This window comes from Paraburkholderia sp. PREW-6R (assembly GCF_039621805.1).
GTDB lineage: Bacteria > Pseudomonadota > Gammaproteobacteria > Burkholderiales > Burkholderiaceae > Paraburkholderia.
In genome coordinates, this window is the sequence record NZ_CP155074.1 from 836675 (window position 1) to 850982 (window position 14308).

At 63.6% G+C, this 14308-nt stretch carries 10 protein-coding genes; 5 read left to right on the plus strand and 5 right to left on the minus strand.

Annotated features, from left to right (window positions below; translation table 11 throughout):
* Positions 1-32 precede the first annotated feature (32 nt).
* Positions 33-824, plus strand: coding sequence for a class II aldolase/adducin family protein (locus tag AAGS40_RS18975; protein WP_345816319.1), 792 nt, complete (start codon positions 33-35; stop codon positions 822-824).
* A gap of 47 nt (positions 825-871) precedes the next feature.
* A complete protein-coding gene (locus AAGS40_RS18980) occupies positions 872-1855 on the plus strand; it encodes a 2-dehydropantoate 2-reductase (RefSeq protein WP_345816320.1) in 984 nt (327 codons plus the stop codon).
* A gap of 88 nt (positions 1856-1943) precedes the next feature.
* Here the strand turns inward: AAGS40_RS18980 and AAGS40_RS18985 are convergent, their stop codons facing one another.
* From AAGS40_RS18985 to AAGS40_RS18995, 3 genes are all read right to left on the minus strand, one after another.
* Positions 1944-2147 (minus strand): hypothetical protein, encoded by a 204-nt coding sequence (locus tag AAGS40_RS18985; RefSeq protein WP_345816321.1) that lies wholly within the window; start codon positions 2145-2147, stop codon positions 1944-1946.
* Between the two features lie 67 nt (positions 2148-2214).
* Positions 2215-4068 carry an FAD-dependent oxidoreductase gene (locus AAGS40_RS18990; protein ID WP_345816322.1) on the minus strand — a complete coding sequence of 618 codons (1854 nt, stop codon included), beginning with the start codon at positions 4066-4068 and terminating at the stop codon, positions 2215-2217.
* A gap of 169 nt (positions 4069-4237) precedes the next feature.
* On the minus strand, positions 4238-5218 hold the full coding sequence (locus tag AAGS40_RS18995) for a LysR family transcriptional regulator (RefSeq protein WP_345816323.1): 981 nt from the start codon (positions 5216-5218) through the stop codon (positions 4238-4240).
* Positions 5219-5669: 451 nt separating this feature from the next.
* Between AAGS40_RS18995 and AAGS40_RS19000 the strand changes: the two genes are divergently transcribed.
* Positions 5670-6833, plus strand: a complete 1164-nt coding sequence (locus tag AAGS40_RS19000) for a porin (protein WP_345816325.1) — start codon at positions 5670-5672, stop codon at positions 6831-6833.
* Positions 6834-6928: 95 nt separating this feature from the next.
* Here AAGS40_RS19000 and AAGS40_RS19005 read toward each other — a convergent pair whose 3' ends face one another.
* Both AAGS40_RS19005 and AAGS40_RS19010 read right to left on the minus strand, forming a co-directional pair.
* Positions 6929-8908, minus strand: coding sequence for an AI-2E family transporter (locus tag AAGS40_RS19005; protein WP_345816326.1), 1980 nt, complete (start codon positions 8906-8908; stop codon positions 6929-6931).
* A gap of 98 nt (positions 8909-9006) precedes the next feature.
* Positions 9007-10287: a DUF445 domain-containing protein gene (locus AAGS40_RS19010; protein ID WP_345816328.1), complete on the minus strand. Its 1281-nt coding sequence runs from the start codon at positions 10285-10287 to the stop codon at positions 9007-9009.
* Between the two features lie 238 nt (positions 10288-10525).
* Here AAGS40_RS19010 and AAGS40_RS19015 point away from each other — a divergent pair, with 238 nt between their 5' ends.
* Complete coding sequence (locus AAGS40_RS19015) at positions 10526-11668, plus strand: DNA repair exonuclease (RefSeq protein ID WP_345816329.1); 1143 nt, start codon at positions 10526-10528, stop codon at positions 11666-11668.
* Positions 11665-14289: an AAA family ATPase gene (locus tag AAGS40_RS19020; RefSeq protein WP_345816331.1), complete on the plus strand. Its 2625-nt coding sequence runs from the start codon at positions 11665-11667 to the stop codon at positions 14287-14289. The genes AAGS40_RS19015 and AAGS40_RS19020 overlap by 4 nt, the downstream gene beginning before the upstream one ends.
* Positions 14290-14308 lie beyond the last annotated feature (19 nt).

A 14308-nucleotide genomic window follows, 5' to 3' on the forward strand; every position in this document is an offset into this window, starting at 1 on the left:
GTCTGCGAAAGGCACGTAAAACGGAGACTTCGATGACAACCCTCGAACTACAACCCGCTGTCGCGCCGTCGGCCACCGCGATGCATCCCGACGAATGGCAAGCGCGCGTGCAACTGGCCGCCTGCTACCGGATTTTCGACATGCTCGGCTGGACCGAGATGATCTACAACCACATTACGTTGCGCGTGCCGTCGAGCGTGAGCGGCAACGAGCGGCATTTCCTGATCAATCCGTTCGGATTGCACTACAGTGAAGTAACAGCCAGCAACCTCGTGAAGATCGACGCGCAAGGCCGCGTGCTCGACCACTCGCGGTATCCGGTGAATCCGGCCGGCTTCGTCGTGCATGCGGCGATTCACGAAGGTCTGCCCGACGCGCACTGCGTGATGCACACGCATACCACTGCGGGCGTGGCGGTGGCCTGTCTGGAAAATGGTCTGGAGCAGACCAACTTCTACAGCGCGCAACTGCATGACCGCATCGCGTATCACGATTTCGAAGGCATTACCGTGCATGCGGAGGAGGGGCCGCGTCTGCTCGAACATATCGGCAATAAGCAGGCGGTGATTCTGCGCAATCACGGTTTGCTCGCGTGGGGCCATACGCTGCCGCAGACTTTCGCCGTGTTGTGGACGCTCAACCGCGCATGCGAAATCCAGATGGCGACGTTCGCCATGGGCAGCGCGCGTCGGATACCGGAGGCGGTGGCGATACGCTGCTCGCGCGACGCGTTGCAGTTCGACCCGCGTCACGGCGCGGGGCAGGATGTGTTCGACGCACTGGTGCGCAAGGTCGACCGGATCGACGCGAGTTATAAAGACTGAGTACGGCGTCAGAGAACCATCATCAGAAAAACACGAGGACTCGGTCAATGAAGATAGCAATCTACGGTGCCGGCGCGATTGGCGGCTGGATGGGCGTAAAGCTTTCGCAGGCCGGACACGAAGTGAGCGTGGTCGCGCGCGGCGCGACGCTCGATGCATTGCGTGCGCACGGCCTGCGTCTGGTTGAGGACGGCACGACCCACGCGGTGCCGGTGAAAGCCAGCGCGGACCCGGCGGAGCTGGGCGTGCAGGATCTCGTCGTGGTGGCGGTCAAAGGCCCCGCGATGGCGTCCGTCGCCGAACAGATCGCGCCGCTGCTCGATTCGCAGACAATCGTTCTTACCGCGATGAACGGCGTGCCGTGGTGGTTCTGCGACGGACTGGGCGACGATTTCGCCGGCAAGCGGCTCAAGTCGATCGACCCGGACGGCGCAATCGCCGCGGCGATTCCGTCCGCGCAAACGGTGGGCTGCGTGGTGCATGCAAGTTGTCTGGTCGATGCGCCGGGCGTGATCCGGCATCACGTGGGCAATGGCTTGATCATCGGCGAAGCGTCCCGCGAATCAGGCGAGCGCGTTCAGGCGTTGCGCGCGACCCTCGCGGCGGCGGGCTTCAATGTGTCCGTGTCCGCGCGGATCCAGCGCGACGTCTGGTACAAGCTGTGGGGCAACATGACGATGAACCCGATCAGCGCGATCACCGGCGCGACCACGGACCGGATTTTGAGCGACGAGCTGGTGCGCGGCTTCGTCACGCGCATCATGCTGGAGGCGCAGGCAATCGGCGCGCGCTTCGGCATTCCGATCGATCAGAACCCGGAAGATCGCAATGAAGTCACGCTCAAACTCGGCGCAATGAAAACCTCGATGCTGCAGGATGTGGAGGCGGGCAAAGCGGTGGAACTCGATGCGCTGGTGAGTGCGGTGCGCGAACTGGGGCAATTGACGCAGGTGCCCACGCCTTACACGGACGCGTTGCTGGGACTCGCGCGGTTGCATGCCAGTACGCGGGGTCTGTACCCGAGGCAGTGAGGTAGGTGTTGAATGCTGCGTTGTTTGCTGGCTCGCCTGTTAATGGCAACGACCGGAGAAAGCCACCACGTGCACGCGGTGGCTTTTTTCATGCCGCCGTTTGCACCGTCAATGCGGACGATGCAGGCAGTCTCGCCGCCTCGATCAGCGCTAGTGCGCGCGGCGCGTCGTCAAATTCAGTGATGCATAACATCGCGAGCCGGGCCAGATAAAGCGGCGCCTGTCCTTCCCCTTGCTGTGTGAGCGCGTTGCACAGTGTCGTGTAGACGAGATCGAGATCGCTGTCAGTCATGATGAGGCGTGTTCCTGCGTGGTTTGGCGGTCATTGAAGCTTGTGGGGGTGAATTTTGCGGCGGCGTTCAGCCGGCCAGACAGGCGACGATGGCTTGCTGAATGGCCGGCGCGCCGCCATTGCGCCAGCGCGCGAGCACGTGGCCGTCGGGACGGATCAGATAGACCGTGCCTGGTGTGGCGTCGAGCATCGCGTGCAGGTGCCCGGTCGTGTCGTAGAGAGGCAAGCTCGCTTGCGTCGGCAGGTCGGGCGTGCCCGAAAGCACCGTCACGCTTTTGAACGGAATGCCGCGTGCGGCGAGCGTGTGCTGCGCCTGCTGCCAGGCCTCGTCGTGCGCATCGCTCTGTGCGGCGGATGGCTCGAAGCGCAGCGCGGTGAAGCAGGGCGCCAGCACGTCTGTCAGATGACACGCAGTCAGCGCGCCGTCGCTCTCGCGCGTCAGGCGGCATTCCGGCAACGCGGAGCCGGGCGCGGGTCCGCAACCGAATGCAGGGTCAGGTGTGGCGTCGACGCTCGGGTTCAGCGGCGATTCCCGATAGGCGATCGCATGCGTTTGCCGCGGATTGATCAGCGGACGCACCTTCGGATGATGCGCGGCAAGACCGAGCACGGCCGTGCGCATCAGGTCGAACGCAAAGGAAGGCGGCGCCATGAACTCCGTGCTTTTCATCCCGTAGCTGAGATTTTCGCGGGCTGCGTACACGCGTTCGTCGCTGTAACTGTCGAGCAGTCGCGGGGATGCGGTGCCGTTGACCACGCAGCCGAGTTTCCAGCCGAGATTGTCGGCGTCGTCGATGCCGGAGTTCGCGCCGCGCACGCCGAAAATCGGCACGAGGTGTGCGGCGTCGCCGGCGAAGAGCACCGGCCCGTGACGGTAGCGTTCGAGCGTCAGCGCGTTGGCCTTGTAGACCGTGATCCAGATCGGCGACCATTCGCCTGTTTCGCCCATTGAGTCGAGCACGCTCTGAACACGCGGCATCACGTTCTGCGACTGGACCGCGGCCTCCGGGTCTTCGTCGTCGCGCAACTGGTAATCGATGCGCCAGACATTGTCGGGCTGCTTGTGGACCAGCACCGTGGAGCCGGGATTGGACGGCGGATCGAAGTAGGCAAGCCGTTCCGTCGCGCGATCGCTCTGCAATGCGATATCGACGATCACATAGCGGCCTTCATACGTCGTGCCGGTGAGCTTCACGCCGAGCGCGTCGCGCACGGTGCTGCGGCCGCCGTCGCACGCGACGACCCAGTCGGCGTCCATTTGCCAGGCTGTGCCGGCGTGGGCGCCTGCGATAGCGCCTGTTTTGCCTGCTGGCGTTGGGCGTGTTGTGCTGCTTGTAGTGCTTGTAGTGCTTGTAGTGCTTGTAGTGCTTGTAGTGCCGGCGCCGCCCGTTTGCAGGGTCAACGTTGCGCCAGAGCCCGCGCCTTCGACGCCATGCCGCTCGATTCCGGTCAAACGCGTCTGCCAGCGGATTTCGATCAGATCGCCATGCCGCTCCACTTCGTCCAGCAGCAACTGTTCGATCTGATACTGCGCAATATTGATCATCGGTGGCAACGATTGCTCGTCGTCCTGATGCATGGTAAAGCGGAACACTTCGGCATCACGGTAGAAACTGCGGCCGCCCGTCCACGGCAAGCCTTTTTGCAGAAAGCCCTGCACCACGCCGAGACGTTTGAAAATTTCCAGGCTGCGCCGCGAAATGCAGATGGCGCGACTACCGGTGCACACGCCGTCGTCAGCTTCGATCACCACCGAGCGCACACCCTGGCGCGCGAGCGCAAGCGCGAGCGTCAGGCCGACCGGACCGCCGCCGACAATCGCGACGGCGCGCCGCAACGGATCGCGGCCGTCGACGAGCGCGGGCACGACGCCCTCATAACGGCGAGACGCAAAGGGATAAGGTTTGAAAGCGCGGCTCATGCCTGTCTCCTGATTGTTCACGCCGACTGCTTGCGCGGCCGAATGTGTCGGCACTTGCCCGGCGGCGGATCGATAAGGAAGTATGAAGGCGTGGCAACGCGGGCGTGTCCTCATTTTGGGTACAGACGACCGTGCCGTCGGCCAGCCAGGCGCCGTGCCGCGCGCGTAGCTACGCGGCGCGTGTAGCGGAGGGAAGAGCGGCGGGCTGAGCGGCAGGATAAGCGGCAGACTGAGCGCTCGTCAGACATTCCGCGTTGGAACGGAACCACGCGATAGAGAAGTCGACGAAAGAGCGCGTTTTCGCGGAAATATGGCGACGGTCCGCATAGACGATCGCCAGTTCCTTTTCGGCATTCATGATGCGGAAATCGGCGAGCAGCGGCAGCAGTGCGCCGTTGCGCAGGTCGCCGATCACGTGGTTTTCGGGCAGCACCGCGATGCCCATGCCGGCGAGCGCGGCATGCCGAAGCATCACCGCGTTGTTGACGGCCAGCGTAGCTTCGAGCGTGACGTGCGTTTCATGCCCGTCCGGCGAAAGGAACTGCCAGTTGCCGTCCTGCCCGACGGCCGTGAGCGACAGGAACGTGTGCGCGGTCAGGTCCGAGGGTTTGAGCGGCTTACCCTTTGCGTCGAGATACGCGGGCGACGCCACGGCGACCGGCCGCACGTTCAATAGCGGACGCTTGATGAGCGTGGTGCCGCTGATCTGCCGTGGCTGGACGATGCCTACGTCGAAACCCTCGCGCACGAAATCCACGTGCTGATGCAGCAGCGTGATCGCGAGTTTGACGCTGGGGTACATCTGCAGGTACTGCTGCAACAACGGCGTCAGACTCGACAGCGAAAAAGACGCACCAGCGGCGACTTTCAGCGTACCCGATGGCTCGGTTGCGCCGCGGATCGCGACTGATTCGATTTCTTCGATCTCGTCGAGAATGGACCTGCAACCTTTGGCGTAAAGCTCGCCTTCTTCGGTCATGGAGAGCGTGCGGGTATTGCGGTTGACGAGCCGTGTATTGAGATGCGCCTCCAGTTGCTCAAGATAACGCGTCACCATGGCGTTTGAAATGCCGAGATTGGCGGCCGCCTGTCCAAACGACATGGTTTCGGCGATATTGATCAGAACTTTCATTGCCTGAAGTTGATTCATGCTGATTCCAGCTTTAACGGATAAATGGCAGGGGAGATAAGTGTATGGGGCGTTTTTGACCAGTTTTTTTAAATTCGATTTTTTACACAAAGTGTTTTGATCAATTTTGTAATATTCCAGGGTATCGTTAATTCCTTCTCAAAAAAAGACGGTGAATTCGTGTTGTGGGAAGTAAGCAACGAAGACCCACCACAGCGGCTTTGTTAGAAGGCGCCAAAGTGTTGTCTGATAAGGATTATCCTAATTAAAGCGCATGCTTCGATTAACGCTGAAAATAGTTTTGCGTATTCGTGGCTGATGGCTGAAAGAAAGAAGCCACTAAGATTCTGATTCTACGTTGTGCGCACTATCCGGACGTATCGCGAACTGAAATCCGGAAAGTGACGGCAGCGTTTGGCAATGTCCGGCCTCGTTGCGCGCCGGGTTCAAGAATCTAACGCAAGGCATTCAAATGAAAAAAATCCTTATTGCTACCGCTGTATCCGCCACGTGCGTGGGCGCCGCACACGCGCAAAGCAGCGTCACGCTTTACGGCATTATCGACGCGGGTCTGACCTATGTGAGCAATGAGGCCAGTTCGTCGTCGCAGATTACGCCGGACGGACGTCTTACCGGTGGCAAGGCGGTCGTCGCGATGACCGGCAGCAACGTGGAAGACAGCCGTTGGGGACTGAGCGGCGTCGAAGACCTGGGCGGCGGCCTTAAAGCGGTGTTCCGGCTCGAAAGCGGCTTCAATATTGCGAACGGCAGCCAGGTCCAGTCGAACACGCTGTTCAACCGCCAGGCTTACGTAGGTCTGTCGAGCGACGTGGGCACGCTCACGTTCGGCCGCCAGTACGACTCGGTGGTCGACTATCTGAGCCCGCTCACCGCCGCGGGGAGCTGGGGCGGCACATACTTCGCGCATCGGGGCGACAACGACAATGCGGATGCGTCGATCAGTGTGAACAACTCGGTCAAGTTCCAGAGCGCGAACTATGCCGGCTTGTCATTTAGCGGGCTGTATGGTTTCTCGAATCAGGCGGGTTTTGCGGATAACCGTGCTTATAGCGTAGGCGCCGGCTACACAATCGCTGGTTTGAAGCTGGGTGCAGGTTATCTGCAATACCAGGGCATGGACCTGAACCAGAGCAGCGGCGCGATCGAAGGCGGCACGTTCGCGGCGTCGGCACTGAGCGGCGTGCAGAACCAGCGCACGTGGGGCGCTGGCGGAAGCTATGATTTCGGCCCGTTCGTCGTGGGCGCCGTGTTCACGCAGAGCCGCTTCCAGGACAAACTGGCCGATAGCTCGGTCCGCTTTAACAACTACGAGGTCAACGCTCGCTACAACGTCACGCCGGCTTTGGGGCTGGGCGTCGCCTACACGTACACGCAGTCACTGCGCGCAGCGCCTGGTACGACCGACTCCGATACCGGCGCGGCACACTGGAATCAGTTGGGTCTGCAGGCCGACTATTCGCTGTCTCGCCGTACCGACGTCTACGCCGAGGCGGTGACGCAACTCGGCGCGAACAACAGCCGCGGCGTGAACATGGCGCAGGTCTACGGCACGTCCGAGCCGTCCACGTCGAGAAGCCAGTTCGTCTTCACGACCGGTATCCGCCACCGCTTCTGATCGACAGGCGGCCGTACTTCGTTCAGGCGTCGCACGGTTTAGCTCGTCGGACGTGGCCTGTCTGACGAGATGCCTGCCTGACGACGAGGCTGCCTTCAATCGGCGCCGGCCGTGTGCGCGACAGCGTGCGTGTACTGCACACTGGCGGCGAGCTGACACTCTTCGATCATCGCGCGAAAGGTGGGTGCCGCGTGCGAAGCGCCGGTCGCGCTCATTTCGGCGCCGCCCTCGGGCGCACCGCCAACGCCTACTACGAGCGTCGCGCGCGGCCGCCACTCGCGCGTGCGCCGCAGCATGTTGCGCAGATAGGGCGGCGATTCAGGTGCATCGAGCGAAACGATGCAGATGATCGGCGCGTCCCTGAAGCTCGGCTCGTCGGCGCGGGCACTGCGATAGCCGGAGTGCGTCGCCATCACCGGCGCAAGGCCCTGGCGGGCAAGTAACTGCACGGCAATGGCCGTCGTCACCTCGTCGAATGCGCCGCGTCCGGGCACGCATAGCACGGAGGTCCTGTTCGCTTCGCTATCGGAAGACGTTGTGTGCGCCTGTGACTGGGCGGAGGCGGGGGTCGTGGTGTGCGCGTCTTGCGGCTCGCCATGATCCGCTGATGCGGAGCCGGGCAACGCTCCCGGCGGTTCCGCAGGCTCGGCGCGGAGCAGCCGGTCGGGCAGCCCGTCCGCAATTTCCAGGTTTTCGACGATGTCCACCAGCGATTCGTTGATGCGCGCCAACTGGTCCGGCATCAACACGCCGCGCGTTGCGTCGTTGCGGGCGAGCTTGAGGCCTTCGAGCGCGACCTTGTCGTAATAGTCGATCAGCGACATCTCGCGCAACAGACGCTCGGCCTGCACGATTGCTTCGTGTGGGTCGTCCGCGAGGAGCCGCTGATAAAAGTTCTGCGCCGGCGTGAGTGCAGGCTGATCGCCAAGCAGCACTGTGAGAAAGTTCAGGCGGTCGGCATAGCGTCCGAGCGTCACCACGCACAGCGTGAGCGGCGTGGACAGCACGAGACCGATTGGCCCCCACAGCCAGCTCCAGAAAATCGCCGCGACTACCACCGCGAGCGGAGAAAGGCCCGAGCGGTGTCCGTAGAGCAGCGGCTCGGCAATCTGTCCGGCCACGACATCCACGACGGCGAACAGGATCAGCGTATAGACCGCCATGGTCCATTGCGGCTGGATGGCGGCTGCGAGAAAGACCGCGAGAAGCGCCGCGATCCAGATGCCGATGTACGGCACGAAGCGCAGCAACGCGGCAATCACGCCAAACAGCAGCGCGCCCGGCACACCGATGATGGCAAGACCAATCGCGATCACGCCGCCCGCACTCAGATTCACGCCGAGTTGCGCGACGAAGTAGCGGCTGAGCCGCACCGCGGCGTCATTGATCGCGGTCGTGGTCCGGTGCAGATCGCGCGAGCCGAACAGGCTGATCAGCCGGTCGCGCAAGTCCTCGCGTTGCAACAGAATGAAAATCGTCACGACGAGCACGATGAAAGTCGTCTCGATCGGCGCGATGGCTGGCGACAGCGCGCGCTGTGCGAGCTGCATCGGCGTGGGCGACGGTTCGTGCACCTCGACTGGCGTCGGCACGGCCGGCGCATTGCGCGCAGCACGCCCTCTCGGCGCCGGCGGGTTCGGCCGCGTGGGTGCGACGCGCTGCAATGCGGCCGCGGCACGGCTCATCATTGAATCCGCGCGGCCTACGGTTTTTTCCTGGATCGTCTCGACCTTCTGCTCGATCGCCACCTGATACTGCGGCAGGTCGCCAGCCAGTTGCACCAGTTGCGCACCGATCAGGCCGCCGACCGCCAGCAGACTCGCCAGAGCAAATATCACGGCGATGAAAATGGACGGCAATTGCCCCATGTGCAGCCGTCGCAGCATCTGGACGAGTGGCGCGAGCAGAAAACTGAGCAGCACGGACAGCGTGATTGGAATCAGCACCTCGCGGCCGAAATACAGCGCGCATACCACGACGACGCCCGTGATGACCGACGCGAGCCCGTGCAGACTCGGCGTGCCCGGCGGGTAGACGCGATTCGGCCGCCCATGCGGCGGTAGCGATATTTTCATGAACACACTTTCCGGTGAATGGCGCGATCGCCCGGTCCGTTACACGGGCGGGATGCTACGGCTAGCTATGCGCTAAAGCAAGTCATATGCCCGCATGTTTATCCCACATGCATTCTCAGCAGCTCGAACAGTTGCGACGCCGTATAGAGCAGCAAGCCGATGAAACCGCCAACCAGCGTCCCGTTGATCCTGATGTACTGCAGATCCTTGCCGATGTTCAACTCGATGTGCCGTGACATTTCGCGGGCGTCCCAGTTCTTGACCGTATCGCTGATATGGCGTGTGAGGAATTGCGCGAATTCCGGCGCCATTGCGCGTGCTGCGTCTTCCAGGTGATCGTTCAGCGACTGACGCAGCGCGGGATCACGCGCCAGTTCGCGCCCCACCCATTGGCCCATTGCCATCACGCGTGCATGCAACGCCGAATCGCTGCTTTGCAGGTCGCGTTTGAGCCATGCGCGCAACTCGCCCCACATGTCCTTGACGTATGTGCCGAGCGCGTCGCTTTCCACCAGATAGCGCTTCACCTCCTCGCCCTTGTGCAGGAACGCCGGGTCGGACTTGAGCTTCACGATGAGCTTCTGCACAGCGTCGTCGAACTTCTGCCGAAGCTCGTGCGTGGGATTCTCGCTGATCTGTTCGAGCATGCGGTTCACCGCGCCAGCGATGGCGTCCGCGCCTTTTTCCCCGAGCCACGCGGACGGCAGTATCCGCTCCATTTTCGGATACTCGCCTTTCACCCAGTCGACGATTCGTTCCGCGATGAATTCGCGCGCGTGCGGTTCCTGCAGCAACGCCAGCACCTGCCCGATAGCCGCGTCGAGCAGCGCCTGGTGGCGTCCGTCTTTGGTGAGGGTGTCGAGAATGGTGCCCATCGACTGCGACAGATCGACTTTGGCCAGCACGTCGCGCAGCGCATCCTTGATGAATACCTGGATGCGCACGTCGTCGGTCAGCTCGAGTATTCCGCCCGTGAGTCTGACGACATAGTCGCCAAGACGCGCGGCGTTCGCCGGCTCGGTGAGCCAGCGGGTGATGCTGCGCGCCGGGTCGTATTTCTGGATCAGACCGACGAGCGAGGGCACGTCGAGAAATTTGTCCTGCACGAAAACGGCGAGGTTGTCGGCGATCTTGTGCTTGTTCCTCGGAATGATCGCGGTGTGCGCCGATACGACCGGAATGGGCACGCGGCGAAAAAGTGCGGCCACCGCGAACCAGTCGGCGAGCGCGCCCACCATTGCCGCCTCTGCAATCGCCTTGACGCCATCCACCCATAATCCGCGCGGCATGAATGCCGTGACGACGAAGATGCACGCAGCGGCCAGCAGGAGCAGCAGCGGCAAGCGCTTGGCCTTTTTCAACTCGATTGACTTGTTCATCGGCAGCGGCGCAACAGGGCGGCAGGTACGTTTCCAGAACCGCGAGTGTAGCGCCGCGCGCCACGCAACGGACGAGGCGTTGCAATGATTGCGCTGTCCTATGACTTCTGGACAATCCCATCTGGGGCACGCTTTGCATCGTTGACGCGGTAACATTCATGGCTTGACTGCGAGCGTCAGCGCCCGCGGATAACTCGCAACATCGGGCAACTCGGGCGTTAAGAGTAGGGGAGGCACAGTGATCAGGTTCCTGCACACCGCAGACTGGCAGATCGGCACGCAATTCGGCCAGTTCGAGCCGGACGAGGCGGCGCATCTTGCCGAAGCGCGCTTCGAGACAGTGCGCCGGATCGCCGGGGAAGCGGCGGCGCGCAAGGTCGACGCGGTGCTCGTCGCGGGCGACGTATTCGACCTGCAGACCGTTTCGGATACGGTGATCCGCCGCCTGTTCGGCGCGCTGCAAGGCTTTTCCGGACCATGGATCATGCTGCCGGGCAACCACGACGCCGCGCTCGTCGAAAGCGTATGGACGCGCGCGCAGCGTCTTGGCTGCATCCCGCCGAATGTGCGCGTCGCGCTCGCACCCGGTGTGATCGCGCTGGAGTCGTGCCGCAGTGCATTCCTGTGTGCGCCGCTGACCCAGCGCATCACGTACGACGACACGACCGGCTTCTTCGACACCACGGAAACACCTGCCGGCTATCACCGTGTGGGGCTCGCTCACGGCAGCATGAGCGGCATCCTGCAGGAAGGCATCGACTCGTCGAACCCGATTTCGCCGACCCGTGCCGTGAGTGCGCGGCTCGACTATCTGGCGCTCGGCGACTGGCACGGTCACCTGCGCGTGGACGAACGCACGTGGTACGCCGGCACGCACGAGCAGGACCGTTTTCGTGCGAACGATCCCGGTTTCGTGCTCGACGTCACGCTGGACGAGCCGGGTGCGCCGCCACGCGTGGAGCCGGTGCGGGTCGGCAAATACCGGTGGCACCGCTGGGAGGAAACGATCTCCGTGCCAACCGACATCGATTCGTTACAGGCGCGCCTCGCCGGGATGAGCAGTCACGACGTGCTTCGGCTGGTGGTGACCGGCACCGCCACACTGGCGGATGCACAAAGGCTGCACGTGGCCGTGGAGGAAACGCGCGCCCGCGTGCGTGCGCTGCGTGTCGACCTGGGCGCGCTGCAGGTTTTGCCCACCGCGGACGACCTGGCCGAACTCGGCGCGCAGAGCGGCTATCTCGCGAAAGTCGTCGCACGGCTGCGCGCCATGCAGGAAGACCCGCACTCCGATCCGCAAACGCTCCGGCGAGCGGCCGAGGCATTGCTGCTTCTGGCGCGGTTTCAGCGTGATTTGCCGCGCGAAGCGAGGTCCGCATGAAGCTGCGTAGTATCGCGATTCAGGAGTTCAAGCAGTTCAGCGGACGGCTCGTCATCGACGATCTGCAGCCTGGTCTGAATCTTTTCACCGGTCCGAACGAAGTGGGCAAGAGCACGGTCGCGGAAGCGGTACGCGCCGTGTTTCTCGAACGCTACAAGGCTTCGCATCTGAAAGACCTGCTGCCGTGGGGTAAGGCGAGCGGGCAACCCTCGGTCGAGGTGACTTTCGAGCTGGACGGTGCGGCATGCCGGTTGTCCAAGCAGTTCGTCACGCGCCAGCGCTGTGAGCTCACGATTGGGTCCGCCGTCTACGGCGAAGACGAGGCCGAAGACAGGCTCGCGGCGCTGCTTGGCTTTTCGCGTGCGGCGCGCGGACCGCTGAAAGCCGAGCACGCCGGCGTGCCGGGTTTGTTGTGGGTGCAACAGGGCGGCACACAGGACGTGCGCCATTCGACCGGTCACGCCGCGCAGTATTTGCGTGACGCGCTGTCGCAACTGTCGGGCGGTACGGAATCGGCCGGCGAAGACGCGCTGATTGCAGCCGTGCAGCGCGAGTTGCGCCAACTGCTCACGGCGCGCACGCAGAAGTCCACGGGGCCGCTCGCGGAGGCCGAACAGGCGCTCGCTGCGCTGCTCGCCGAGCGTGAAGGCTTGCAACAGCAGCGCCAGCAGTTCGAGGAGAACATTGCGCGTCTCGCCGCCCAGCAGGAGGCGTTCGACGACGCGCAGCGCAAGCGTCCCTGGGAAGTTCACGAGCAGAAGGCCATGCTCGCGCAACAGCGCGCCGACGCCGCGGCGGATCTGGAGCGCGGCCTCCAGCAAGTCGCGCAATCGTTGCAGGTGAGCGAGGCGGAGCTTGCGCTGTCGTTGCAACAGGAGCAGGGCGCGGTTGAACTCGAAGCGGCCATTGCGCGTGAGCGCGAGCAACTGGACGCGGCGCGTGCCAACGTCGCCGCGGCCCAGACCGCGCACGCGCAAGCGGCGTCGAGCGTCGCGCAGTTCGAGCAGGCCGCCGCCGACGCGAACCGTGCGCTCGAACTGGCGAACGCGGCGGTCACGGCGGCCGATCTGCGCAGCCAGACCGGGCTGTATCGTGCGGAAAGCGAGCGGCTGCAGACGTCGATCGCCGCCGCCGGCGAGGCTGCCGAAGCCATGCTTGCAGCGGCGCGTGCGGCCGCCGCGCTCGAGATCGACGAGGCGAAGCTCAAGCGGCTGACAGCGCTCGACGGCGAGTTGACCGTGCTGCGCGCGCGTACCGAAGCGGCGATGACGCGCGTCGAGTATCGGCTGAATGGCGCGGTCACGGTCGGCGGCGAAGCGGTAAGCGGCATCGGTGTGCTGCGTCTGGATGAAGAGAAAGTCATTGGTCTCGGCGAACTGGGCGAATTGCGGGTGATTCCGGGCGTGTCGGATCTTGCCGCGCAGCTCGCCGCCCTGGCCGCGCTGGAAGCGCACCATGCACAGCTGTTGCAGAGTCTTGGCGTGGCGTCGCTCGGCGAGGCCGAGGCGCGCCATGAGCAATGGAAGGCGCTCGTCGCGCAGCAGAAAAGCCAGGCGAGGATTCTCGAAGTGCATGCGCCTGATGGCATCGACGCATTGCGCGCCGCGCTGGCGTCAACGGCAGCGCGTCTGCAAACCGCCGACGACCGGCTCGCGGCGCTGCCCGATGTGTCGGCTGCGCAACCGCTCGACGAAGCGCGGCGCAACGCCGGGATCGCGCGCGATGCGCTGGAAGCCGCGCGAAAAGTCCTCGCGCAGGCAGCGGAAAAGCGCTCTACCGGCACGGCGACTTGCGAGTCGCTTGCCGCGCAACTGCAGCGCAAGGAATCCCAGCTGAACGACGAAACGTTGCGCCGCAACCGCGCGCAGTGGCAGGCAAAGATCATCGAGCAACGTGTGCAGGTCGAGGCGCTGCGAAAGCAGCGCGAGACCCGCGAACGTGAGCTGGAAGCGGCGCGCCTGGACGATCCGGCTGCCGAAGCAAAGCGCTTTCGCGCATCGGCGGAACTGGCGCGTGCGGAGCAGCACGAGCGGCAGGTGCGGATCGCGCAATTGCGAACCCAGCTGGAAACAATGGGGGCGTCCGGGCTAGGTGAAAGGCTTGCCGCTCTCGAGGCGAAAGCGGAGCAGGCCGCGCGCCGCAAGGACGAACTCAGCGTGCGTGCCGGCGCGCTGAGTCTGCTTGACGAAATACTCGTCGAGGAGCGCGACGCCGCAGTTGCACAGTTGCGCGCGCCGCTCACCGACCGGCTCGGCCATTACCTCAGACGCATTTTTCCGCAGTCCACCATTGCGCTCGGCGACGATCTGAGTCCCGCGACACTCGAGCGCAACGGACGCGCAGATACGCTCGACGCGCTGAGTTTCGGCACGCGCGAACAGCTTGGCATTCTTACGCGGCTTGCCTATGCGGACCTGCTGAAGGCGTCCGGCAGGCCGACCCTGCTGATGCTCGACGACGCCGCCGTCCATACCGACTCCGTGCGGCGCGACGCAATCAAACGTGCATTGATCGACGCCGCCACGCGCCACCAGATACTGGTGTTCACCTGTCATCCGGAGTTGTGGGACGATCTTGGCGTGCGGCAGCGGGCAATCGAAGATCTGAAGGTTGCGGCATGAGCGCGCCGGTGCGCCGTCA

Coding starts and splice junctions, on each gene's coding strand:
- AAGS40_RS19005 (WP_345816326.1), bottom strand. CDS start 8,908: ATGAAAATATCGCTACCGCCGCATGGGCGGCCGAATCGCGTCTACCCG.
- AAGS40_RS18975 (WP_345816319.1), top strand. CDS start 33: ATGACAACCCTCGAACTACAACCCGCTGTCGCGCCGTCGGCCACCGCG.
- AAGS40_RS18980 (WP_345816320.1), top strand. CDS start 872: ATGAAGATAGCAATCTACGGTGCCGGCGCGATTGGCGGCTGGATGGGC.
- AAGS40_RS19020 (WP_345816331.1), top strand. CDS start 11,665: ATGAAGCTGCGTAGTATCGCGATTCAGGAGTTCAAGCAGTTCAGCGGA.
- AAGS40_RS18985 (WP_345816321.1), bottom strand. CDS start 2,147: ATGACTGACAGCGATCTCGATCTCGTCTACACGACACTGTGCAACGCG.
- AAGS40_RS18995 (WP_345816323.1), bottom strand. CDS start 5,218: ATGAATCAACTTCAGGCAATGAAAGTTCTGATCAATATCGCCGAAACC.
- AAGS40_RS18990 (WP_345816322.1), bottom strand. CDS start 4,068: ATGAGCCGCGCTTTCAAACCTTATCCCTTTGCGTCTCGCCGTTATGAG.
- AAGS40_RS19000 (WP_345816325.1), top strand. CDS start 5,670: ATGAAAAAAATCCTTATTGCTACCGCTGTATCCGCCACGTGCGTGGGC.
- AAGS40_RS19010 (WP_345816328.1), bottom strand. CDS start 10,287: ATGAACAAGTCAATCGAGTTGAAAAAGGCCAAGCGCTTGCCGCTGCTG.